Source organism: Carboxylicivirga linearis, assembly GCF_018271995.1.
Taxonomy (GTDB): domain Bacteria; phylum Bacteroidota; class Bacteroidia; order Bacteroidales; family Marinilabiliaceae; genus Carboxylicivirga; species Carboxylicivirga linearis.
Genome location: NZ_JAGUCO010000004.1, coordinates 55,545 through 80,610 on the forward strand (window position 1 = coordinate 55,545; position 25,066 = coordinate 80,610).

A 25,066-nucleotide genomic window follows, 5' to 3' on the forward strand; every position below is an offset into this window, starting at 1 on the left:
TTATCTTTAATTCTTTTTAAACAAATCCTTCATCCGATCCAAAACACTTTTATGATCTCGTTTTTCTTTTCTTTCTTCGCGTTTGGATTTACGTTCTTCTTTGCGTTTAATTTTAGTTGAATCCGGTCGGCCAAAGCTATCAAACAAGCGATTGAATATATCCTTATCCGGATCATCCAAAGAATAATCATCACACGTCAAGCGGCTTTGCAAATCATATGGGATAGAATAAAAGGAACTGGAAGAGTACTTTTTCATTGAGCCATCACGCTCTACGCGTTGCATAAAACGGGCAAAGATCGGTAACGCCATATGCCCTCCGCTTCCGAGTGCAGTAGAGCGAAAATGTATTGATGGCTGATCGTTTCCTACCCATGCCCCGGCAACTAAAGTAGGTGTATAACCTATAAACCAACCATCGGAATTATCCTGAGTAGTACCTGTTTTACCTGCCAATTCACTTTTAAGGTGATATAAATCTCTCAGGTTATGTCCTGTTCCTCGTTCAACCACCCCTTTCATCATTTCAATAATATAATATGCCACCTGGTCATCATATGCCTGCCTACTTTCCTGCTCATCTTCATTAACATACAATGGGTTTCCATATCTATCTTCAATTCTAAGCAACATTATAGGTTCCACCGGACGACCATAATTGGGAAAGGTAGTATATGCAGAAACCATTTCAAGCAAGGATAATTCAGCTGTTCCCAAGGCAATAGAAGGCACTTTAGGGATATCGCCCTCTATACCCATATCATGGGCCATATCAATGGTTTTACCAATGCCTACACGGGTAATCACTTTGGCACTAATAGTATTGACCGATTTTGCCAGGCCACCTTTTAAAGTATAATATCCTTCATGATTACCGTCACTGTTTGATGGCTTCCAATCATCATAGTCTTCGTATACTTGTTGTTCGTTCGAGATCCATTCGCATGGTTCCATACCGTCTGCCAGTGCTGTAGTGTATACAATTGGCTTAAAGGTAGAGCCTACCATACGCCGGGAAGTAACATGATCGTATTGCGATGTTTTATGATCTACTCCTCCAACCCAGGCCAGTACGTGACCATTCTTCGGATTCATTGCCAAAAAGCCGGTATTCAGTAATTTTAGATAATGCTTTACCGAATCAACTGGACTCATGGTAACTTTCTTCTCTCCAGAAGCCGTATAGATAGTCATCGACACTGGGACCTCCATGTGTTTAAAAATCTTCTCTTCCTTCCAACCGGCATCATCCAGCAATTTATATCGCTTTGAGTAGCGTAGTGCATTCAGGTATATATTGGGATTCTTTTCCCAGGGATCACGCCCTTTCCAATGCCGATCGAACTCTCCCTGCAAGCGTTGCATTTGTTGATCAACAGCCTGTTCGGCATACTTTTGAAGCGAAGCATCTATGGTAGTAAAAATGCGCAACCCATCAGAGTAAATATCATATTCATCACCGTATTTCTCTTCCAGTATTTTTTGAGCCTGCACCCTTATCTTTTCCCTGAAATAAGGTGCAATACCAGAGTTATGATCTATTCTATGATAGTCTAAAACTAACTTACTCTGCCTCCATTTCTGATATTCTGTTTCTGATAGAAATTCTTGCTCCTTCATCCTGCGAAGTACAATATTCCTTCTTTTTACACTTCGTTCCGGGTGAAGTCTGGGATTATAAGCGGTATTGGCAGCCAACATCCCTACCAAAGTAGCTGCCTCAGCAGGATTTAATTCTTTAGAATGCTTACCAAAAAAACGGCGCGATGCCATTTCTATACCATAAATATCCTCACCAAAAGGTACTGTATTTAAATATAAGGTAAGAATATCGTCTTTGCTGTAAATATCTTCGAGACGTGCGGCTGTAAATATCTCTTTTGTTTTACCAACAGGCAATGTAAGAAAACCTAAACGCATACGAGGATAGAGGTTCTTAGCCAACTGCTGACTAATAGTACTTCCACCTCCCTGAGCTCTGTCTCCTAAAAAAACACTTCGGAACAAAACCCTGCCAAGACTTATAAAATCCAAGCCATTGTGTTCAAAAAAGCGACTATCTTCAGTGGCGATCAAAGCATCTTTCACAAAAGATGACACCTGGTTATTATCGACAGTCAGGCGTTGTTCCACAAAAAAACGCCCCATCAATTCATGATCGCTTGAAAATATTTCAGAAGCGGTATTATTTTGAATTTTTGCTAGTTGTTCTTCTGAGGGTAAGCGTCCGAACAGTCCGAGGTATACGAATAAAACAAATATTGCTCCGACAGCAAAAGCCATTGCAGCTAATTTCAAACCCCAGATTATAATTTTCTTTTTACGGCTTGATTGTTTTGGTTTTCGGTTAGTACGCTTTGAAGGTGTCTTTTTCTTTGCCGGCATTGATTCTATTTTGAGTGCCGATAAAAATAGTAAAGAAATTGGGGATATAGAAAAATACCTATTGGAGTAGATACTAATTTATCGTTTTTTTCATCCTATCCTAGAACGATTCGCCTATCTCATTATAAAACTGCTTTAGAAACTCTAGCATGTACAGATGCCTTTGCTGAGCTAGTTCTTTACCTGTTTTAGTCTTCATCTGACTGTGTAACAGCAATAACTTTTCGTAAAAATGGTTGATGGTTGTACTTTTACTGTTCCTATACTCTTCGGCATTGCTATAATTCTGAGGTTTTACTTCCGGATTATAGAAATCCCTTCCTTTATATCCGCCATAACTAAAGGCTCTGGCTATTCCGATAGCTCCTATAGCATCTAAACGGTCAGCATCCTGCACAATTCTAAATTCGGGAGAGTCAAATTGCATATCCGACCAATTTTTGGAGAATGATAAATGTCGGATAATATCTAATACATGTTGAATGACAGAGTCTGGCAATTGTACATCAAGTAAAACCTGCTCAATCTCTATCATCATTTTTTCTTCATCAAAGAATTTTGGATCGGGCACATCGTGCAATAACACGGCCAATTCAATAACAGACCAATCACCGCCTTCTATCTCATGAATCTTTTTGGCATTAACCAATACACGTTTAATATGCCACCAATCATGTCCGGCATCAACTGCCTTCAGCTTTTCTTTTGCCCATTCCTCAATAACATCTCTCAAGTGCTCTTTCATATATACAAATATGGCACACCCAATAAAAAACTACTAACAATTAGACACAAAAAAAAACGGTGTTTCAAGAAATTTCTGAAACACCGCTTATTCGTTCTTTAAAAGTGATTACTTGGTCACTTTGGTCACATTCATCATTATTATTTGTTGAATTCATAGTAGTACTTTTGTTTTCCTGAAGTTAACATTACTTTATAACCACCTGCAGGTAGCTTACTAATATCGAACATTCCTGAGTATGATGTTTCGCGAGGTAAGCTTGAACTATAGATTTCATTACCTGAAATATCATCAATACTCATTGAGAAAGCAGATTTCGCGAAGTTAATGTGACTTACATACAAGTTATTTCCATCTTTTCTTACAAATGGCTTCACTGTATTTAAATCTGATTCACTTTTAGCTAATTTAGCCTTTGGTAAAACCAATTTACTGTTGCTCACATAAAAAACTTCTGAAACACGAGCATCATCACTTTCAAAAACTACTTTATATCTTCCATCAACAAAAGATTTCAAGTCAAATAATTTTTGGAAAGAAGAAGCATCTTTAACGTAAGGGCTGGTATATAATACATAACCTTCGTCGTCAAACACTTTAACTTTAAAACCATTGCTCATATCGCTCAACGCTGATACTACTGCATAATCTGTATCCAGATATTTGCTAATAACTAATTTGCCTTTTCCGAAGGCGCTGGTGGATAAAAACGCTATCGCTGCGATAGCAAAAACCCCTTTTAATACATTTACCTTTTTCATAGTAATAAATTTTTAAATAGTTAATAATTTTTAGGTGCCCCCTACTTTGAATAGGATCACGTTACAAAAGTAGAGGGTTTTTTAATACTGGCAAACACAAACAAGGGGGTTAAGTGTTAAAAAAACATTAAAGTTACTTTTCAGTGTTGTTTTTAGGGGGTGTCGTTAATAAATATTGTTTTTTAGATGGTTTTTGGTCATTTTTTAGGGGGTGAAGAATTTTTTTTTGATTTTTAGCCCCTTTAGAGAAGATAAATAAGACCTAAATGTCGTTTTAATAAAAAACAGTGTTTTGAAACCCTCATTTTAGATGTTAAAATACATTTAGAATGCAAAGCTTGTCTTAACAAATGTGAAGTTTTTCAAGAAATGTAAACTAATCTATAAGTAAATATTATCTGCGAAATGATAATTCGAAAGTCAAATTGTAAATACCAAAAGAAAAAACCAGAAGTTATTATTCCAGCATTTCTGAAATAGAATTTTCTATCCCTATTTTATCGAATCCACACAAACCATACAATTCTGTTTGTGTACCATGTTCAATAAACTCATCAGGCACTCCTAGGCGTTTCACCTTGGCCTGATAACCATTATCAACCATAAATTCAAGGATAGCACTACCCATTCCCCCCACAATAGTACCGTCTTCAATGGTTATAACTTTATTATGCTTCTCAAATACCTCATGCAATAATGTTTCATCCAATGGTTTTACAAATCGCATATCGTAATGAGCAATACTAACATTGTTCTTTTCAAACTTATCAATAACCTGACTCGCCTTTATTCCAACCGGCCCAATTGTTAATATCGCCAGATGATCACCATCTTTTAATTTACGTCCGGTACCAATTTTAATCTCCTCCATAGGTTGTTGCCAATCAATATTAGAACCAATACCACGAGGATATCTGATAGAAAACGGCCCCTGATTGGGCAATTGAGCAGTATACATTAAATTACGCAACTCAATTTCATCCATTGGCGACGACACTATTAAATTAGGAACTCCTCTGAAGAAAGATAAATCATAGACACCATGATGAGTTGCTCCATCAGCTCCTACCAGCCCTCCTCTATCAAGGCAAAATACGACATTAAGCTTTTGCAATGCAACATCATGAATTACCTGATCGAAAGATCTCTGCATAAAAGAAGAGTATATATTACAGAACGGAGTATAACCAGCTACAGCTAACCCGGCAGAGAAAGTAACAGCGTGTTGTTCAGCAATACCAACATCAAAAGCCCTGTCCGGCATCTTCTCCATCATAATATTTAAACTACAACCCGATGGCATAGCAGGTGTAATTCCAACAATCTTATCATTCTTTTCGGCAAGCTCAACAATAGTATTGCCAAATACATTCTGAAATTTTGGTGGCTTTGGCACAGATGAAGTAGCAGATTTCAACATCTCACCGGTAATCTTATCAAACTTATCGCCAACAGCATGCCAGGCTGTTTGATTTTCTTCTGCAAACCTAAAGCCTTTCCCTTTCTTAGTAATTACATGTAGTACTTTGGGGCCTTTGATATTTTTTAAATCACTCAGCACCTTTGTCAGATGCTGAACATCATGCCCATCAACCGGACCAAAGTACCTTATATTTAAACCTTCGAAAATATTGGTCTGCTTTGTCAATAAATTCTTGAGTGAATTATTGAGCTTTGTAATCATCTCTTTTGAACGTGGCCCGGCCAGCTTCATTTTTTCTAAAGCTTTAAAAGCCTCTGATCGTACTTTATTATAAGTATGAGAAGTGGCAATATCAACCAAATATTCGCTAAAGCCACCCACGTTGGGGTCGATAGCCATATTATTATCATTCAATATAACCGTCATATTCGATTTTAATGACGACATATTATTCAACCCTTCAAAAGCCATTCCGGCCGACATCGCACCATCTCCAATAACAGCCACCACCTGCTGATCATCATCTCCACGCAAAGCTGCTGCTGCGGCGATACCTAATCCTGCTGAAATAGAAGTTGAGGAATGACCAACCCCGAAAGCATCGTATTCACTTTCGAATATATTAGGAAAACCACTTATCCCTTTAAATTTTCTATTGGTATGAAATTGATCTCTGCGACCGGTAAGTATTTTATGACCATAGGCCTGATGCCCCACATCCCATATTAACTTATCGTTAGGAGTATTAAATACATAATGTAGAGCAACCGTTAGCTCAACCACACCTAAGCTAGCCCCAAAATGCCCGGGATTACACGAAAGAGCATCAATTATAAACTCTCTAAGTTCATCACAAACCTGAGGAAGAAGCTCTGGATCGATTTTCTTCAAATCATCGGGCGAATCAATTGTTTCCAGCAAACGGCTTGAGCCTTCGTTCATATTCTTATATCTATACTATAGTTGCGTTGACAAATGTCAAAAGTGCATTTTGCCCGACAAAGATAATTTATAATCTTTGAGTTGAAAAATTACATATTATGAAGAAGTGGATTTTAGCAGGTTTTATTGTAGTTGTTTATTCTACATCTTGTATTCCTTTGAAACAATATCAGGAAAGTACAGACAGAGCCAATCAATTAGAAGAAGAGGCAGCTATGCTTCGTTCGGAAAATGAAGAATTGAAAGTAGAACACAACGAACTTTCATCTGAAGTAGCTCGACTTAAAAAGCAAGTTGAACAGTTATTAAAAGACACTACCAGTTTAAGCAGACGCCTTCAGAAAGAGCAATATAAATACGCCGATTTAAACAAAAGCTATACGGACGCATTAAAGAAATTCAGAAATTCATCCGGCAACGACGTTGACAATAAAGAGTTATTATCTTTTTTACAAAAACTTCAGGAAGAGTTACAGGCCAGAGAAGATGCCTTACATCAGGCAGAAGACGAATTATTTAAGCAGCAAAAAGAATTGGCAGCATCTAAAGATAAAATGGATGCTCAGAATGCCAGACTACTGGAATTAGAAGAAGCATTGCAAAAAAAGGACAAAGCATTATTGGCTCTTCGCAAAAGCATCAATGACGCTCTTACAGGTTTTTCAAGTGATGAGTTAAGCGTACATATGAAAGACGGAAAAGTATATGTATCGCTTGAAGAAAAACTACTTTTTCGCTCTGGAAGTTATGAGGTCAATACCCAGGGTGCTGATGCACTAAAAAAGATAGCACGCGTATTAGAAGACAATAATAATATTGAAATAATTGTTGAAGGACATACTGATAAAATTCCTTTTAAAAGCGGAGTTTTACTAGATAATTGGGATCTGAGCGTCAAACGTGCCACTTCTGTAGTGCGTATAATGCTTGAGAATAGTCAAATTAATCCATCTTTAATATCTGCATCAGGCAGAAGCGACAATCTACCTTTAAAAGAAGGTTCAGATGCAGCTTCATTACAAGCAAACCGAAGAACCGAAATTATTTTGACTCCAAAAATAGATCAAATACTTAACTTACTCGAAAGCAACTAAAAATGCTTATGACCTTAACACTTGAGACATGGGCCATTCTGAGAGTTCTATCCTTTAATAGAATGGCCAATGCCTTTAAGGCTGTTTTCTTTTATACATTGTCGCGCATTTTAAAAAAAGCGATACTAAAACATCAACCATTTGCCATCTCCATTGAACCAACTAGTATATGCAACCTCAAATGTCCTGAATGCCCTACAGGAACAAATACATTAAAAAGGCCAAGAGGTAAAATTTCCTTGAGTGAATATCAAAACATTCTCAATCAGCTTCCAAAGGAACTTACCTATCTTAATTTATATATACAAGGCGAACCAACTATGCACCCCGACTTTCCGGAAATGATTAAATTGGCCAATCAAAAAAAGTTATATACATCCACCTCTACCAATGGGCACTTTATCACTCCTACTTTAGCACGTAAAATTGTGCAAGCAGGACTAACTCGAATTATTTTTTCCATTGATGGAACAACCCAGGATAGTTACGAAAAATATCGTTCCGGAGGTCAACTTTCAAAAGCCATTAGCGGACTCAAAAACATAACAGAAGCCAAGGCTGATTTACAAAATCATTATCCTATTGTAATTTTCCAATTTTTAGTTTTTAAACATAACGAACATCAAATAAAAGCGGCAAGAAAAATGGCCTCCGAACTGTCTGCTAACAAGATAGAATTTAAAACAGCCCAATTTAACAATTATACATACACAAACGTAGCAGCACCAACTTTAAACAAATACAAACGTTACGAAGACATTCATAAACTAAAGTTAAAAGGCAAACAACACAACGCTTGTTGGCGGCAATGGCATTCAACAGTTATTACATGGGACGGCAAAGTAGCTCCATGCTGTTTCGATAAAGATGCCGATTACGAATTAGGAAACATCCAATCAAAGACATTTTCTAAAATATGGAAATCAGATAACAACCAAAGATTTAAATCGACCATTTTCTCCCATAAAAAAACGATTGACATTTGCCAGAATTGCCCCGAAGGACGCAGATTTTGGTCATAATATTTAATGTAAAAACACAACATCATTTAACAATAACCTACACACCTAAATATGTTAATAAGTTGTTACCTACTTTTTCACTTTTAATTTTAGAATAACTATTAGAAATAACTATCTTTAGCAAAAGGTAAGATTAACTAACCAACTATGGTCACACACAAGTAAAGCCTTAATCAATTCATGGCAAAAACTAAAGGATCAAGGCTAGTAAGGGAAATTGATGTATTCATCCGTAGAAGATTAGGTCCGTCATCAGCACCAACTGGAGATGGTCTGCACTACTGGCGTGAGAGAATATTCCATTATTTCTCCATTGGCCTGCTATTTTTCGGTTTAGTTGTTTATCTGTATTTGGGACTTACCTTTATTCAGGAAGAAGCATACACCAATGCCATATTCACCACCTTTGTATTTTTATCAGCTGTTTTTGTGACCTCTGTTAGATCTTTACCTTTTAAATTCAGGGTTGGATGGATATTATTTTTGATTTACCTAATAGGCATTTACCAAGTATTGAAAGCCAATAATTCGGCTGTAGGATACATGTTTTTACTCTCCTACACCTTAATGTCTGGTATATTGGTGGGACAAAAAGGTGCCTGGTTTTCAATTTTGGTTTCTACTATTTCACTGGCTGCTTTATCAGCAATATTATACTTACCAACATTTTCAATTCCCTACACCCCAGCAATTCCATTTCTCGATTACCTGCAACTGTCCATTGTATTTACAATAGTTATTCTAATTACCTTATTACCTTTAAACAGTTTATTAAACGGAATGCTGTTCAGCTTAAAAAAAGAACAACGTTACCGCAGGTTATTACGTCGCGAGCATGAGAACCTGGTTCTGGCAAAGAGAAAAGCTGAGGAAAGTGATCGCCTCAAAACCTCTTTTCTTTCCAACATGTCTCATGAAATAAGAACCCCAATGAATGCCATATTGGGCTTCTCCAATCTTTTGTCACATCCAGAGATTGACACTTCTGAAAAAGAAGAGTTTGTTAACCTGATAAAAATAAATGGAAAGAACTTACTGACACTTGTGGAAGATATAATTGACATCTCTAAATTAGACAGCGGTCAGTTACAAGTCAAGAATGCTCCTTGTAAGCTTCACTCCATGATGTCTGAAATTTTTGATAGCTTTCACGAAGACATTAAACGAAGAGGTTTATTTAACCTGAAATTATATGTAAAAGAAGGTGTTAGTGACGAAAACATCTTAATTCTTACCGACGAGCACCGATTAAAACAAATTCTGGTTAACCTCATTGGAAACGCGGTTAAATTTACTGAACGTGGATTTATCGAATTTGGATATACCCAGATTGAAGATCAATTCTTGCAATTCTATGTAAAAGATACAGGTATAGGCCTACCTCATGGAAAAGAGAATGAAATTTTCGAACGATTCTCGAAATTTAATAATGACAAACAACGTCTTTATGGCGGAACCGGTATAGGCCTTTCAATTGCTAAACATTTGGTTAATCTTTTAGGTGGTGAAATATGGGTTGAATCAGAAGCCATGATTGGAACAACTTTCTTCTTCACCTTACCTTATCATCGCTTAATGAACCAAAAGCTTGATGAAGAAGCCAAAAGAGAATCTATTCAGGATTTCAATTGGGAAGGAAAAACATTCCTTGTTGCTGAAGACGAAGAAGACAACTTCCGATATATTGAAGTTGCACTTGCACTTTCCAATGCCAGCCTGATTTGGGCTAAAGATGGACAAGAAGCGGTTAACGTATTTCGCAAAGTAAATAATATTGATCTGGTTTTGATGGATATAAAAATGCCTTTAATGGATGGCTATACCGCCACCAGGGAAATTAAAACCATCAATAAAGACGTGCCTGTAATTGCACAAACAGCCTATGCTCTTTCTGAAGAAAAGGAAAAATCGAAAGAAGCAGGTTGCGACGACTACATAGCCAAACCCATCGGCTACGAAGATTTATTAACCACCATCAACAGATACGTTCCTGGTAACGGAAACTTAGTTAGTAAATTATGAACCTGATAAGACCTGACAAGATAATTGTCGGTATGATCCATGTTGATGCCCTACCAGGCACTCCAAACCACCAATTATCCGTATGTGAAATAGCCAGGAAAGCAGCTTTGGAAGCAAAACTTTATCATGACGAAGGCGTTGATGCCATCATGATTGAGAATATGCACGACACTCCCTATTTAAATAAAAATGCTGATCATGAAATAACAGCCGCCATGACTGTTATTGCCCATGAAGTGAAGAATGCCATTCGCCTTCCAGTAGGAATACAGATTTTGGCCGGTGCTAACAAACAAGCATTGGCTGTTGCTAATGCAGTCGACTTGGATTTTATAAGAGCTGAAGGATTTGTATTCTCACATATTGCTGACGAAGGAATGATGAACAGTTGCGCCGGAGAACTCTTACGTTATAGAAAAAACATAGGAGCAGACAAGGTTAAAATACTTACGGATATTAAGAAGAAACACTCTTCACACGCATTAACTGCAGATGTTTCTTTATTAGAGACTGCAAAAGCTGCGGAATTCTTTTTAAGTGATGGCGTTATAATTACAGGCAACAGTACTGGCGAAGCTGTTGAACCTTCAGATTTGGCAGGCTTAAAATCAGAAATTAAACTTCCTGTTATAATTGGGTCCGGTATAAGTAACGAGAATATTTATACGTACTGGAATCAAGCAGATGTTTTTGTTGTTGGTTCGCATTTTAAATTGGATGGACACTGGACTAAAGGGGTGGATCCAGGGAGAGTTCAAAAATTTATGCGAACAGTGCATTCATTACGGCAATAAAAAACCTCATTCAAAAGAATGAGGTTATACATATATAGTACAGTAAGATTTTACACAGTAAGAATATCTTTTTCTTTCACTTCAAACATATCATCAATCTTCTTAATGAATCCATCTGTCAGCTTCTGAACATCGGCTTCCGCATCCTTTTCAAGATCTTCTGACAAACCTTCTTTCTTCATTCTTTTCAACTCTTCATTGCTATCACGACGAGCATTACGCACACTCACCTTGGCATCTTCACATTCCTTTTTTGCTTGTTTAACCAAGTCACGACGACGCTCTTCCGTTAAAGGAGGAATATTGATACGAATAATTTCTCCGTTATTATCAGGATTCAATCCTAAGTTTGCTGTCAAAATAGCCTTTTCAATAGCTCCAATAATTTGCTTTTCCCATGGCTGGATAGCAATAGTTCGCGGATCAGGAGTACTCAAATTGGCAACCTGTGTTAATGGACTCATACTACCATAGTATTCAACTAATACCCCATCAAGCATTTTTGGATTAGCTTTTCCGGCACGTATTTTTCCTAATTCGTTATCAAGATGCTCCAAAGCTTTATCCATTCTTTCTTTAGCATCTTCCAGTATTAATTCAATTTCTTCTTGCATGGTCGTAAATGTATGATTGTTTTACTCAATGTAGCAAAAGTATAAAACTTTAACCTAATTTAAAAAGCATAAAATAAAAGCTCTACTAATCCAGTCAATAAGATCTATTTTTAAAACCCCCAATAACCATCATATTCATTACTGCTCTTAGGCCATATAAAAAACGTTATCATCTGACTTTCATTATTAAATCTACATTATTAGTCTGATATTTTTAAACTAATACTCAAGCAGCTCTCAGAACATTTTAGTAACTTTATTGCAACCTAATGAACTTGCCAAAACAATAAATTAAGCTTAAATATTTATTGCAAGTACCAATGGTAAATAAATGGTAATTTGTAATAATATTTGTTAATATTTAACCGGTTGGAAAGTGAAAAATAGAAGATTAATTAGAATTGTTATAAATAGAGAATTTTTTCTTTATTATTACTTGTCAAAAGACACTTTCACGGTTACATTTGCACACTTAATTTCAAAAATTATTTACACATAACAATAAATTTTAACTAGGATTCTTATGGGTACTTTTTTTGGTTCCTCGATTGGAAGAAAGTTCGTGATGGGTTTGTCAGGACTTTTCTTGATTATCTTCTTGATAGTCCATTTATCCGTCAACTTATGTTTGTTGGTCCCAGATGGAGGCGAAACATTTAACATTGCTGCTAACTTTATGGCTTTACCGCTAATCAAATTTGGGTTACAACCTGTTTTGGCATTAGGATTCATCATCCACATTGCCTTGGCTGCTCAGCTAACAGCTCAAAACAACAAGGCACGCGGTAACAACAAGTACGCTTCTGGTAACAACACTAAAGAAGTGATGTGGGCGTCAAAAAACATGGGCATTTTAGGGATTGTAGTCCTTGCCTTTTTGGTTGTACACGTTTATGATTATTTCGTGCCGCTGCAAATTACGCATAGTGCACAGGAAGTAACCATCAACGGAACTACCATGCATGATACTTACAGCTTGGTAAAAGCCAACTTGCAAAATCCTGTAAAAGCTATTTTGTACATTATCGGAGCTTTAGGATTGGCTTTACACTTAACTCATGGCTTTTGGTCAGCTTTCCAAACTGTTGGTTTAAACAACAGCATCTGGCGTAAGCGTTGGACTGTAATCGGTACTATTTTCGCTTGGGCTATTAGTCTCGGTTTCTGTGTTATTGTTGTTGCAATGTTGTTGTCATAATTTAATAAATTATTAAGATATGAAATTAGATTCTAAGATACCCGAAGGGCCATTGGCCGAAAAGTGGTCGAAATATAAAGCTAACCAGAAACTGGTTAACCCTGCCAACAAACGTAAATTAGATATTATTGTAGTCGGAACCGGATTAGCTGGTGCTTCAGCTGCAGCTTCGTTTGGTGAAATGGGATTCAATGTAAAGAACTTCACCATCCAGGATTCACCTCGTCGCGCGCACTCTATTGCTGCTCAGGGAGGTATCAATGCTGCTAAAAACTACCCTAACGATGGTGACTCAGTGCACCGTTTATTCTACGATACAGTAAAAGGTGGTGACTACCGTGCTCGCGAAGCTAACGTTCATCGTTTAGCTGAAGTAAGTAACGACATCATCGACCAATGTGTTGCTCAAGGTGTACCATTTGCACGTGAGTACGGAGGTTTACTTGACAACCGTTCATTCGGTGGAGCTCAGGTTAGCCGTACTTTTTATGCAAAAGGACAAACTGGTCAGCAGTTATTAATTGGTGCTTACCAGGCTTTAATGCGTCAGGTAAATGCTGGTACTGTTGATTTATATACCCGTACCGAAATTGTTGACATTGTAATGGTTGACGGTAAAGCTCGCGGTGTTATTGCACGAGACTTGGTAACCGGAGAATTCCAACGTCACTTCGGACACGCAGTTGTGTTAGCAACAGGTGGATACGGAAACACTTTCTTCCTTTCTACTAATGCAATGGGATCAAACGGTTCGGCTGCTATCAAAGCTTACCAAAAAGGTGCTGCTTTTGCCAACCCATGTTTCGCTCAGATTCACCCAACTTGTATTCCTGTTCACGGCGAGTTCCAGTCGAAACTAACTTTGATGTCAGAATCATTGCGTAACGATGGCCGTATCTGGGTTCCTAAAAAGAAAGAAGATGCTGAAGCAATCCGCGCTGGTAAATTAAAGCCAACACAAATTGCTGAAGAAAACAGAGATTACTATTTGGAGCGTCGTTACCCTGCTTTCGGTAACCTGGTGCCTCGCGACGTTGCTTCTCGTGCTGCTAAAGAGCGTTGTGACGCAGGTTTTGGTGTAGGTTCTACAGGTTTAGCTGTTTACCTTGACTTTAAATCAGCTATTGAGCGTTTAGGTGAAGATGCAATCCGTGCTCGCTACGGTAACTTATTCCAGATGTACGAAAAGATTGTTGATGACAATCCATATGATACACCAATGATGATCTATCCTGCTATCCACTACACAATGGGTGGTATTTGGGTTGATTACGAATTACAAACAACTGTACCAGGATTATTTGCAGCTGGTGAGGCTAACTTCTCAGACCACGGAGCTAACCGTTTAGGTGCTTCTGCTTTGATGCAAGGTTTGGCTGATGGTTATTTTGTACTTCCTTACACTATTCAAAACTATTTGGCTGATGATATTTCAACACCTCGTATGACAGGTGATGAAAAAGAATTTGTTGAAGCTGAAAAAGAAGCTAAAGATAAATTTGAGAAATTATTAGCTATTAAAGGAGAACGTTCTGTAGACAGTATCCACAAAGAACTAGGTTTAGTAATGTGGGATTTTGTTGGAATGGCTCGTACCAAAGAAGGATTAGAAGAGGCTATTGAGAAAATTGCTGCTATCAAAAAAGAATTCTGGTCAAATGTTCGTATTCCTGGTTCAGGAGAGGGCATGAACGTAGAATTAGAGAAAGCATCACGTTTAGCCGACTTTATTTCAATTGGCGATTTGATGGCTCGCGACGCGCTTAACCGTGAAGAGTCTTGTGGTGGTCACTTCCGTGAGGAGTACCAAACAGAAGAAGGTGAAGCATTACGTCAGGACGACAAATTTGCTTACGCAGCATGTTGGGAATACCAAGGAGACGATAAAGCTCCTGTAATGCACAAAGAAGACCTTACTTTTGATGTGGTTAAAGTTGCTCAACGTAATTATAAATAATCTCATAGGTCAATAGTTTCAATAGTTAAACAGAGAAAAATGGAAAATAATATAAGTTTGACTCTAAAGGTTTGGCGTCAGAACGGACCTACAGAGAAAGGTCGTTTTGAAACATACAAATTAGAGAAAGTATCAACTGACAGCTCATTCCTTGAAATGATGGATATTTTAAATGAGCAGTTAGTAAATAGTGGTCAGGAGCCAATTGCTTTCGATCACGACTGTCGCGAAGGTATTTGCGGTATGTGTTCACTTTACATCAATGGTCGTCCTCATGGACCAGACGATGATGTAACTACTTGTCAGTTGCACATGCGTAAATTTAAAGATGGTGAAACAATCACTATCGAACCATGGCGTTCAGCTGGTTTCCCTGTAATCAAAGATTTGATTGTAAACCGTAATGCTTTCGATCAGATTATTGCAGCAGGAGGATATACTTCTGTAAGTACAGGTGGTGTACCAGACGCAAACGCTTTACCTATTCCTAAGGATGATGCAGATGAAGCTATGGATGCTGCTTCTTGTATTGGTTGTGGTGCATGCGTTGCAGCTTGTAAAAATGGTTCAGCTATGTTATTCGTTTCAGCTAAAGTTAGCCATTTAGCATTGTTGCCTCAAGGTAAAGTTGAAGCTGCTCGTCGTGCTAAAAGCATGGTTGCCAAAATGGACGAATTGGGCTTTGGTAACTGTACCAACACAGGTGCCTGTGAGGTAGAATGTCCTAAGAGCGTTTCTATCTCAAACATTGCTCGTTTGAACCGCGAATTTTTAAAAGCTAAATTTCAAGACTAAAAAGACTTGAAGCTTTTTATACTCCTCCAACCACCTTTCGTTTGAAAGGTGGTTTTTTTTACGTCATTTTCAAGCAAACGTTATTTCCTTATTAATTAGTTTGTTAATCCATAGTATTTTTTTTACTTTAGGTGCGAATAGGTTTCATTTAAATAGTCTGTATGCCATATCGTCGTCTACCAAACACTGATCAAGCCAGATTAAGAGCCCTGAAAGCCATGCAAAGCAAGGGAATGTTAGTGAATCCATTTGAGCTTGCTTTCTCTCAAAAGCTGTTTCTAGAGCTGCAATCTTTTCTGCCCCACTACGAACAAGCCATCAATCAGTATAACTTTAGTAAGGAAAGACAAGCAAAGTATGGTAAACTTTTAAATGATCAATTTAAGTCGGCCAGATTATATATTTCACATTTTATTCAGGTATTTAATTTTTGCATTGCTCGTAAGGAAATAAAACCTGAAGCAAGAAAACTAATGGGCTTAAACGAAAACGACAAGTCTGTGCCAGAGATGGGCACCGAACAGCAATTACTGAATATAGGTCAGAACCTTATTAGAGGAGAAGAACAACGAATGTCGCAAGGTGCCGGAACACGAATTTACAATCCTTCCATCGCGGTGGTTAAAGTTCAGTTTGAGAAATTTAAAGATTACTACAACAACCATAAAAATTTGTTGGTTACCACTCAAAAAATGCACGAAAAGGTAGTTCTGTTGCGTGAAAATGCTGATAAATTAATTGTAGCTGCCTGGAATGAGATCGAAGCTAAATTTGATGATCTTGAACCACAGGAAAAAAGAAAAAAAGCATCGGATTACGGCATTGTTTATTTTCTGCGCAAACACGAAAAAGAGCAACAAACCGATTAATTATTCAACACTATTTCAATTTTCACACGACACAGTCCTTCATTAATAAAATCGAGATGTTTAGCAGCTTCTTGAGTCAAATCAATAACTCTGTTCTTTACAAATGGCCCTCTGTCATTTATTCGGACAATTACCACTTTTCCATTATCCAAATTAGTAATTTTTACACTGGTATCGAAAGGTAGATTAGGGTGAGCAGCAGTTAAGGAGTCGTTGGAAAATATCTCACCAGAAGCCGTTGTCTTTCCATCAAACACCGAAGAATAATAAGAGGCATATCCTTCCGCTTTAAATGTCTGAGCTAGCAGTTCTACGACAAAAGCAGCAATTAACAGGCTCTTCATATCAGCAAACTATCAGTGTACTTTTGTTACACCACCCGAAACAATAAACTTCATTACATCGGCCGAATTGGCATCCAGCAACTTAATATTCTCTGATGGCACTATATACAACTCCCCCAAAACACCATATGAACTAGGCAGATAAACAGCAATTTTATCTTTAATACCAATATCATTTAAGTCCGTTGCCGTTATAAATCCTAAGCGATGTAATATTCCTTCCTTATCTAAAGTAACAATTACCGGCTTTTCAAACTTCCTCTCTTTTCCAACAAAGGCTGATAACAAATCCTTAACCGAGCTATAAATCATCTTAATTAAAGGAGCTTTCTTTAGTAAAGCATCAAAAGCACTAGAGATGGGTGTTGTAATCAGCTTCTGCCCAATGAAACCAACCAGTGTTATGGTAAGAAGAATAATAACAAGACCGATTCCGGGGAAACTAAATTTGGAAAATATACCATGTTGGAAAATTTCAAGGTCAAGCAATAAACCATCCAACCATATAAATGCAACAATTAAAACATATAATGTAACACCAATGGGTGCTATATAAAGTATTCCTTGCAGAAAATAACCGATTAGTTTTTTCATTTCTGATGTATTGGGTGTAATTAATTGTGATTTGTACGTTTCATCTATCTATTTGGTTGCCTGACTTCTGAAAAAAGCTGAACTATCCGTTTAATTGATCTCGAACTTTTTTAGGCAAACCTTTAACAACCAAACTATAGGAATCGTTTATCCACTCGCAAAGTATTTCATCTTTTACCGAACCATCAACCCGCACCGTATTCCAGTGTTTTTTACTCATATGATAACCCGGTAAAACGCTGCTATATTGTTCCCTTAATTCTATAGCCTTTTCAGGATCGCATTTAAGATTGATATAGAAATCATCTTCAACATCAGTCAAGGCAAACATTTTACCGGCAACTTTAAACACCAAAGTTGTTTCATCAAAAGGAAACTCTTCTGTCACCATTGCTTTCTGCAGGCAAAATTCTCTAAATTCTTCAATATTCATACCAATCAACAATTATAATGTTGGATGAAAAGCTTCTTTTATATGCTCCACTTTCCATTCTCCATCAACCGGCATTACCGTTACCACATCAAAACGGACCTCGTTATTAATATCCTTTTCGATGACATACGCCTCGGTTGCTTCCACAATAAATCTAATTTTTGAGTTTGTAATAGCTTCTTTAGGGTGCTCCCATCCATCCGATGTTCGCGTTTTAACTTCTATCACAACCAAATTATCGTTATCAAAAGCGATTATATCCAGTTCCTTTTTATTGTAACGCCAATTACGATCAATTATTTGAAATCCATGCTTGGCCAGGTAATTCGAAGCAACCTCCTCTCCTTCTTTTCCTAATTCGTTATGATCAGCCATCAGAAAACAATTTTAGAATGGCAATTACAGGATGATATGGTAATTCTTTTTCCAAAAACCAAAGGCATATTAATATTACCGTGTCCAGCTGGAAAACCAAATATTACCGGATAATCGTATTCACTTACCGCTTCATTTATTATTTCGTAAGCCGACATTCCAAACTTCTCATTATTATCTTTCATTTCGGTGAATTGCCCTACAATCAAGCCACTTAATTGCTTCAAAAAGCCGCTCAGTTTCAAATTCTGCATCATTCTATCCAAACTATATAGGTACTCACCCACATCTTCTATAAATAATATTTTCCCATGTGGCTCAGCATCATAAGGCGTAGCTCTCAGAGTTTGAATCAATGAAAGATTGCCTCCTATCAGCAGGCCTTCTGCTTCCCCATTTCTATTGAGCAAATGCGGCTTAAACTTATAGGTAGGCAAATCACCATGTAACACTTTAAAAAGCTGCATCATATCTTCATCGTCTTTCGACTTATCCGGAAAATTCTTTGGCATCGGCCCGTGTATGGAAGCCACCTTCAATTCATTCTGTAAACGCGCATGCAGAACTGTAATATCACTGTAACCAATTATCCATTTCGGATCCTCCAGGAATTGACTAAAATCAAGCTTGTCAATAATACGAGCCGTACCATATCCACCCCGCGAGCAAAATATGGCTTCCACATCCTTACGATTTAACATTAATTGCAAATCGGATGTTCGATGCTCATCGTTTCCTGCAAACTGATGATAAGCATTGTCCGCATGTTGTCCAACCACAACCGAATATCCTAAACTCCTTAAGAGCTTTTCGGCAAAATGAATGGTTTCTGAATCAATTTTACCAGCAGGTGAGACAATTCCTACGGTTGATCCTTTCGATAAAGACTTTGGAAAAATCATAATTTAAGTACTTATTGATAGACTTGTATCATCAAAACGAATTATCAATTGATTACTGCCAGTTGATGCTACAATCTTATTACTAATTTTAAATACTTTGCATATCTTTGTGAAGTTAATAAAATGCCCCGAATGATGCGGGGTTTTGTTTTGATTTATATTACCCAACCATAAAACATATTCATACAGAATGAAGACGGGAAATTTTAAGAGGACACTGGTAACCACAGCATTGCCTTACGCCAATGGCCCTGTCCATATCGGACATTTGGCTGGTGTATACGTACCTGCTGATATTTATGTACGTTACCTGCGATTGAAGAAGGAAGATGTTATTTTGATAGGCGGATCGGATGAGCACGGTGTTCCCATCACGCTAAAAGCTAAAAACGAAGGTGTTACTCCTCAGGATATAGTTGATAAATTTCACGGAATCATCAAAGATTCATTTGAGAAGTTTGGCATTTCATTTGATATCTATTCCCGCACCACGTCAAAAACTCATTACGAAACAGCTTCTGAATTCTTTAAAACACTGTATGATAAAGGTGAATTTATTGAAAAAGAATCGGAACAATACTACGATGAAGAAGCTAAACAGTTTTTAGCTGACCGATACATAACCGGAACTTGTCCACAATGTAAAAGTGAAGGCGCTTATGGCGACCAATGCGAGAGCTGCGGAACATCGTTGAATGCAACTGACCTGATTAACCCACGTTCTGTTGTTTCGGGTAGCACTCCGGTTATCCGTACTACCAAACATTGGTATTTACCTTTAGATAAGCACGAACCATTTTTAAAGGAATGGATTTTAGAAGGCCATAAAGAATGGAAATCCAATGTGTATGGTCAATGTAAATCATGGATTGATTTAGGCTTACAGCCACGTGCGGTAAGTCGTGATTTAGATTGGGGAGTACCTGTTCCTGTGGAAGGAGCTGATGGGAAAGTGCTATATGTTTGGTTTGATGCTCCTATTGGATATATCTCTGCTACAAAAGACCTGACTCCTGAATGGGAAAAATACTGGAAAGATCCGGAATCACGCATGCTCCATTTCATTGGAAAAGACAATATTGTGTTTCACTGTATTGTGTTCCCTTCGATGTTAAAGGCTGAAGGAAGTTATGTTTTACCAGAGAATGTTCCAGCCAACGAGTTCCTAAATTTAGAAGGTGATAAAATTTCAACTTCACGTAACTGGGCCGTTTGGTTGCATGAATATCTGGTTGATTTCAAAGACAAGCAAGATGTATTAAGATACACGCTTACAGCTAATGCACCTGAAACAAAAGACAACGATTTTACCTGGAAAGATTTTCAAGCACGTAATAACAATGAGTTAGTTGCTATATTAGGTAACTTTGTAAACCGTGCTGTTGTTTTAACTCACAAATATTACAATGGATTAGTTCCGGCAGCTGGTGAAATGAATGATTTCGATAAAGAAACATTAAATGAAATACCAGCCATTGTTAAGAGAGTAGAAGAAGCGTTAGATAATTTCCGCTTCCGCGAAGCTGTTAAAGAAGCGATTAATCTAGCTCGTTTAGGAAACAAATATCTGGCTGACACTGAGCCTTGGAAATTGATCAAAACAGATGCTGAGCGTGTAAAAACCATCATGAATATAGCATTACAGATTACTGCAAACACAGCTATATTAATTGAGCCATTTTTACCTTTTACTGCCAAAAAGATGCAAAAGATGCTAAATCTTGAAAATCTTGATTGGTCGGCCTGTGGCAATCTAGAACTACTTGAGGTTGGTAAAGAGATTAACAAACCTGAGTTGTTGTTCGAAAAGATAGAAGACGAAACCATCCAGGCTCAACTTGACAAATTGCAGCAAACTAAAGTTGATAACGAAGCTGCCAATAAAACAGCCGCTCCTGCTAAAGCCAACATTGAGTTTGACGACTTTACCAAGATGGATATCCGTGTTGGAACTATAGTTGAAGCTGAAAAAGTTGCTAAAACAAAAAAGCTACTTCAACTGAAAGTTGATACCGGCATCGATCAAAGAACGGTTGTTTCAGGTATTGCTGAATTCTTTAAACCCGAAGAAATAATTGGTAAGCAAGTGAGTATATTAGTTAACCTGGCTCCTCGAAAAATAAGGGGTATTGAATCTCAAGGTATGATTCTAATGGCTGAAGATGCTACCGGTAAATTAGAATTTATCTCCCCGGCTAACGCTGTTAAACCAGGTTCTGAAATAAGATAAAATACAAAAGGTTATATACACAAAAAGGTCGGCATTGCCGACCTTTTTTGCTTCATGTGCTTCAATATTTCAAGCTAAAAACTTGACATGAACTATTGCTTTAAAACCCAAACAGTTTTAAAGTTTTCTTTTAAACGGTAGTTATTCATTGAATTTACTGCTTCTGGCTTATTTGCATATCCATCTAAAGCAATTCTATATCTATTATTCGGACTTTTCAAAACAAATGCCTGTTCCTCACCCGTATTATGAATTTGTTTTAAAAATGCATTTGCCTGACTTTCTTTCTTGAAACTACCTGCAATTATAAAGAAATGATTTTCTTCAACCACTTGTTCTTCCACTGTTAAATCTTCCTCATCAGCCGTTTGTGTAAACACCTCAGCATCTACTTTAATTGCATCCTGCTTTAATTGTGGAGTAGTAAACAAATCAATGGTACTAGCCGCATTGTTTTGCATACCAACATCATTCATTTTTGGTGAAATAGCGAACAGACCTATCATCAACGTAACTGCAGCTGCAATCTTTCTTTGAGATAAAGGTTTCAACAAGCGCTTAACCTGAATATTCTCATTAACTGGTTTAACATGAACATCAGGCGTAAAATGAAACGATGTCAACCCAAATGAATCAGGTAAATAATTTTCGGATGCAAATGATGTAAACTGCACATTACCCATTGCATCACGCTTTAATGTTCCAATCTTATCGAGTTTTATTTCATTACCCGATTCCAATTGATCAACAATTCTTATTCGCAACTGCTCAACCTCAATTTTTGCTAAACTATAGGTTATGCCTTTTACCTGAGCATAGGTACTAATTAATAAACCATCGTTATGCGATAAGCTTCTGTTAAAGCCAATTTCTTTTGATGGTGGCAATAATATATTTTTATCGGTATCAATGCGAGCACTTATCGTACTGGCAACAAAAGCACCAAAATCAGGAATAATTACACATTCATGTGTGTAAAGCAGATTTGAAATATGTTGTTCAATCGTTGTCATATTTGCAAATTTACAAAATTTAGTACTTAAAGCTTCATCTTTCTATCAACACCTGTTGGTAAGGTGTTAATAACCGCACTCAAAACACCTCTAACATCTATCTTACAGGTATTTACAAACTAAGTTACCAAATTAACAGGAAAAGTCAATAAATATTAAAAGTATTTATTACTTTTATCCCACATTTGAATACAAAATATCATTACAAAATACGATAAAAATACTTAAGCCATGCAAATTCTGGTTACCGGAGGAACAGGTTACATAGGTTCACACACTGTAGTTGAACTTCAAAACCAAGGTTATGAGGTTGTAATTGTTGATAACCTATCCAATTCCAACATTGAAGTTCTGGATAACATTGAAAAAATCACAGGCATACGTCCTGCTTTTGAGAAGTTTGATTTATCAGAAAGAGATAAGACAGATGCATTCTTTCAAAAGTACACCGATATATCCGCTATTATACACTTTGCGGCATTTAAAGCTGTTGGCGAATCAGTTCAAAAACCACTGGAGTATTACCGAAACAACTTAGTGTCGTTAATGAATTTACTGGAGTGCATGAATAAATATAAGGTACCACACATGGTATTTTCATCATCATGTACTGTATATGGACAACCAGATATATTACCGGTTACAGAGCAAACTCCTCGCAAAGAAGCTGAATCTCCATACGGTAATACAAAAGCCATTTGTGAAGATATCATGCGCGATTATTGCAAGACCAATGAAAGTATTAATTGTATAGCATTGCGTTATTTCAATCCAATTGGAGCACACGAAAGCGGATTAATTGGAGAATTACCTGTTGGTGTACCAAATAATCTTGTACCATTTATTACTCAAACAGCAGCTGGTCTGCGTGAAGAGCTAAGCATATTTGGTGATGATTACGATACCCCGGATGGAACTGCCATACGAGATTATATTAATGTTGTTGACTTAGCCAAAGCTCATGTTGTTGCTATCGATCGCATGTTAAAAGAAAAGCAAAAAGCAAACTACGAATATTTTAATGTGGGTACAGGAGAAGGATATTCTGTAATGCAGTTGGTAAAAGCTTTTATTGAAGTCAACAAGGTTGATTTAAAATATAAAGTGGTAGGAAGACGCTCCGGCGACATTGAAAAAATTTGGGCAGATACTTCCTACGGTAATAATGAATTAGGCTGGAAAGCCGAAAAATCATTGGAAGAAACACTAGCCTCTGCCTGGAAATGGGAAAAGAATGTAAGAGGTTTATAAACTAGTTTTTATAATAGAATTTAAAAGCTGACTTCATGTCGGCTTTTTTTGTTTTAAATATTTTGATTAATATTGATAACAATTATTACTAACTTAAATTCAAAACTATGAGTACTGCAACTCGTCCCTGGCAAGGAACCGTATTAGGAATCTTAAACGCAATTGGCGTATTTTTTGGTTTACTTGCTGCTTTAGGGTTTTTCTTTGCTGGTGCTGCTATTGCACCATACCTTGAACAATATGGATTGGCTATGTTAGCCGGCGCTGGCACAGCTGCAATTGGAGGTATTATCCTGGCCTTCGTGATTCTTGGTTTGTTTATAACTATAGGTATATTTAAAGGTCAAAAATGGACCATCATATTATCGCTAATTTTTATTGGCTTAAGCCTGCTTGGCAACATTTTTTCATTTAACATTATAGGATTAATAATTAATGGATTTATGTTTTACCTGGCTTTTATTTGTTTAAAAGACGCCTACTATAATTAGTATCTAAAATACAGACTAAAGTATAAAGGCTGCAGATTGCAGCCTTTTTTTTATGTAGTTATCTTTCTTATAAATTTATGTGAATTGCAATAATGGATAGAGTGTATTATTCAAGAACACATTAAAAATTTCTTCATTTAACCCATATATTTTCAGGTGTTCTTCTATGGCCGATGCCCATGCCGTTTTACTATTTCTATTCCTATTAAATTCGTCGAAAGCATTATAACCAATCCCAACAGTCGCTTCTCCAAACCAGTAAAACAATTGTTGATAAGCTACCGGATGTATATGAGTAATTTTGATTTCATCATAAAACTTATCTACTAAGTCTATAATATTCAACATGGGTTGATCAACCAGAGTATAAAAAGTTGGAAGATTAGCTTCCTCTAAATAATCTATGAGTTTATTCCAGTTCAGACCATACTCATTCGAGGATTCTTGTTCTTTTTCTGTGCAAAATATATTCAGTAACTCAGTAAAAGATATAGATGGCTGAATCCTGATCATAGCTAAAAACAAGGAAACAATATTCAAAGAATAATCCTCCCATTGAACATTGCCCTCTATGCCTTTTCTAAATGAATAATCACCACCCTTTAAAAGACTATTCCATTTAGATAATTTAAAATCATTGCTGACTCTTTTTTCTTTCTGAATAATATATGGAAAGGCATCAATTATCTTTTTGAGCAGGCGCCTGCGTATTGCATCTTCATTTTTTGAAGGCAGTTGTTCATCATCCTTTCTTAGCAGAATAAAGATTCTACTTTCTATTAATTCTCTAATTTCAGTCTCATTCATAACAA

23 protein-coding genes are annotated in these 25,066 nt (G+C 37.0%); 11 read left to right on the forward strand and 12 right to left on the reverse strand.

Features of this window, described 5'->3' with window-relative positions; all coding sequences use genetic code 11:
* Positions 1 to 6: 6 nt before the first annotated feature.
* The 4 genes from KEM10_RS07760 to dxs all read right to left on the reverse strand — a co-directional run bounded on the left by KEM10_RS07760 (position 7) and on the right by dxs (position 6,256).
* Positions 7 to 2,385, reverse strand: coding sequence for a penicillin-binding protein 1A (locus tag KEM10_RS07760; RefSeq protein ID WP_212215419.1), 2,379 nt, complete (start codon positions 2,383 to 2,385; stop codon positions 7 to 9).
* Between the two features lie 100 nt (positions 2,386 to 2,485).
* Entirely contained in the window at positions 2,486 to 3,130 is a 645-nt protein-coding gene (locus KEM10_RS07765) for an HD domain-containing protein (RefSeq protein ID WP_212215420.1), read from the reverse strand.
* 140 nt (positions 3,131 to 3,270) lie between these two features.
* A complete protein-coding gene (locus KEM10_RS07770) occupies positions 3,271 to 3,891 on the reverse strand; it encodes a DUF3244 domain-containing protein (RefSeq protein ID WP_212215421.1) in 621 nt (206 codons plus the stop codon).
* 457 nt (positions 3,892 to 4,348) lie between these two features.
* Positions 4,349 to 6,256, reverse strand: coding sequence for a 1-deoxy-D-xylulose-5-phosphate synthase (dxs, locus tag KEM10_RS07775; RefSeq protein ID WP_212215422.1), 1,908 nt, complete (start codon positions 6,254 to 6,256; stop codon positions 4,349 to 4,351).
* Positions 6,257 to 6,354: 98 nt separating this feature from the next.
* On the opposite strand from dxs, the gene KEM10_RS07780 reads away from it, so the two are divergent.
* The 4 genes from KEM10_RS07780 (at position 6,355) to KEM10_RS07795 (ending at position 11,188) form a co-directional block, all read left to right on the forward strand.
* Positions 6,355 to 7,350 (forward strand): OmpA family protein, encoded by a 996-nt coding sequence (locus KEM10_RS07780; protein WP_212215423.1) that lies wholly within the window; start codon positions 6,355 to 6,357, stop codon positions 7,348 to 7,350.
* Positions 7,351 to 7,358: 8 nt separating this feature from the next.
* The gene (locus KEM10_RS07785) at positions 7,359 to 8,372 is read left to right on the forward strand and encodes a radical SAM/SPASM domain-containing protein (RefSeq protein ID WP_212215424.1); all 1,014 of its coding nucleotides are present in this window, start codon (positions 7,359 to 7,361) and stop codon (positions 8,370 to 8,372) included.
* A gap of 180 nt (positions 8,373 to 8,552) precedes the next feature.
* Positions 8,553 to 10,394 carry an ATP-binding protein gene (locus KEM10_RS07790; protein WP_212215425.1) on the forward strand — a complete coding sequence of 614 codons (1,842 nt, stop codon included), beginning with the start codon at positions 8,553 to 8,555 and terminating at the stop codon, positions 10,392 to 10,394.
* Positions 10,391 to 11,188, forward strand: a complete 798-nt coding sequence (locus tag KEM10_RS07795; protein WP_212215426.1) for a BtpA/SgcQ family protein — start codon at positions 10,391 to 10,393, stop codon at positions 11,186 to 11,188. The genes KEM10_RS07790 and KEM10_RS07795 overlap by 4 nt, the downstream gene beginning before the upstream one ends.
* Before the next feature lie 50 nt (positions 11,189 to 11,238).
* Here the strand turns inward: KEM10_RS07795 and frr are convergent, their stop codons facing one another.
* Positions 11,239 to 11,802, reverse strand: a complete 564-nt coding sequence (frr, locus tag KEM10_RS07800) for a ribosome recycling factor (protein ID WP_212215427.1) — start codon at positions 11,800 to 11,802, stop codon at positions 11,239 to 11,241.
* A gap of 523 nt (positions 11,803 to 12,325) precedes the next feature.
* Between frr and KEM10_RS07805 the strand changes: the two genes are divergently transcribed.
* From KEM10_RS07805 to KEM10_RS07820, 4 genes are all read left to right on the forward strand, one after another.
* Positions 12,326 to 13,000, forward strand: a complete 675-nt coding sequence (locus tag KEM10_RS07805; RefSeq protein ID WP_212215428.1) for a succinate dehydrogenase cytochrome b subunit — start codon at positions 12,326 to 12,328, stop codon at positions 12,998 to 13,000.
* Positions 13,001 to 13,019: 19 nt separating this feature from the next.
* Positions 13,020 to 14,957 carry a fumarate reductase/succinate dehydrogenase flavoprotein subunit gene (locus KEM10_RS07810; RefSeq protein WP_212215429.1) on the forward strand — a complete coding sequence of 646 codons (1,938 nt, stop codon included), beginning with the start codon at positions 13,020 to 13,022 and terminating at the stop codon, positions 14,955 to 14,957.
* A 39-nt stretch (positions 14,958 to 14,996) separates the two neighbouring features.
* Entirely contained in the window at positions 14,997 to 15,752 is a 756-nt protein-coding gene (locus KEM10_RS07815) for a succinate dehydrogenase/fumarate reductase iron-sulfur subunit (protein ID WP_212215430.1), read from the forward strand.
* Between the two features lie 161 nt (positions 15,753 to 15,913).
* On the forward strand, positions 15,914 to 16,621 hold the full coding sequence (locus KEM10_RS07820; RefSeq protein WP_212215431.1) for a hypothetical protein: 708 nt from the start codon (positions 15,914 to 15,916) through the stop codon (positions 16,619 to 16,621).
* Here KEM10_RS07820 and KEM10_RS07825 read toward each other — a convergent pair.
* The 5 genes from KEM10_RS07825 to KEM10_RS07845 all read right to left on the reverse strand — a co-directional run bounded on the left by KEM10_RS07825 (position 16,618) and on the right by KEM10_RS07845 (position 19,269).
* Positions 16,618 to 16,965, reverse strand: a complete 348-nt coding sequence (locus KEM10_RS07825; RefSeq protein WP_212215432.1) for a septal ring lytic transglycosylase RlpA family protein — start codon at positions 16,963 to 16,965, stop codon at positions 16,618 to 16,620. The genes KEM10_RS07820 and KEM10_RS07825 overlap by 4 nt on opposite strands.
* 12 nt (positions 16,966 to 16,977) lie before the next feature.
* Positions 16,978 to 17,559, reverse strand: a complete 582-nt coding sequence (locus tag KEM10_RS07830; RefSeq protein WP_212215433.1) for a DUF502 domain-containing protein — start codon at positions 17,557 to 17,559, stop codon at positions 16,978 to 16,980.
* A gap of 82 nt (positions 17,560 to 17,641) precedes the next feature.
* On the reverse strand, positions 17,642 to 17,992 hold the full coding sequence (locus tag KEM10_RS07835; RefSeq protein ID WP_212215434.1) for an MmcQ/YjbR family DNA-binding protein: 351 nt from the start codon (positions 17,990 to 17,992) through the stop codon (positions 17,642 to 17,644).
* A gap of 12 nt (positions 17,993 to 18,004) precedes the next feature.
* The gene (locus tag KEM10_RS07840) at positions 18,005 to 18,367 is read right to left on the reverse strand and encodes a YraN family protein (RefSeq protein WP_212215435.1); all 363 of its coding nucleotides are present in this window, start codon (positions 18,365 to 18,367) and stop codon (positions 18,005 to 18,007) included.
* Positions 18,367 to 19,269, reverse strand: a complete 903-nt coding sequence (locus KEM10_RS07845) for a S66 peptidase family protein (RefSeq protein WP_212215436.1) — start codon at positions 19,267 to 19,269, stop codon at positions 18,367 to 18,369. Before KEM10_RS07845 ends, KEM10_RS07840 begins: the two co-directional genes overlap by 1 nt.
* Before the next feature lie 190 nt (positions 19,270 to 19,459).
* On the opposite strand from KEM10_RS07845, the gene metG reads away from it, so the two are divergent.
* A complete protein-coding gene (metG, locus tag KEM10_RS07850; protein WP_212215437.1) occupies positions 19,460 to 21,499 on the forward strand; it encodes a methionine--tRNA ligase in 2,040 nt (679 codons plus the stop codon).
* 92 nt (positions 21,500 to 21,591) lie between these two features.
* Here metG and KEM10_RS07855 read toward each other — a convergent pair whose 3' ends face one another.
* Positions 21,592 to 22,512, reverse strand: a complete 921-nt coding sequence (locus tag KEM10_RS07855; protein WP_212215438.1) for an HU domain-containing protein — start codon at positions 22,510 to 22,512, stop codon at positions 21,592 to 21,594.
* A 231-nt stretch (positions 22,513 to 22,743) separates the two neighbouring features.
* On the opposite strand from KEM10_RS07855, the gene galE reads away from it, so the two are divergent.
* Entirely contained in the window at positions 22,744 to 23,763 is a 1,020-nt protein-coding gene (gene galE, locus KEM10_RS07860; protein WP_212215439.1) for a UDP-glucose 4-epimerase GalE, read from the forward strand.
* A 107-nt stretch (positions 23,764 to 23,870) separates the two neighbouring features.
* Positions 23,871 to 24,254 (forward strand): hypothetical protein, encoded by a 384-nt coding sequence (locus KEM10_RS07865; protein WP_212215440.1) that lies wholly within the window; start codon positions 23,871 to 23,873, stop codon positions 24,252 to 24,254.
* A gap of 75 nt (positions 24,255 to 24,329) precedes the next feature.
* Here the strand turns inward: KEM10_RS07865 and KEM10_RS07870 are convergent, their stop codons facing one another.
* Positions 24,330 to 25,061, reverse strand: a complete 732-nt coding sequence (locus tag KEM10_RS07870; RefSeq protein WP_212215441.1) for a hypothetical protein — start codon at positions 25,059 to 25,061, stop codon at positions 24,330 to 24,332.
* Between the last annotated feature and the right edge of the window lie 5 nt (positions 25,062 to 25,066).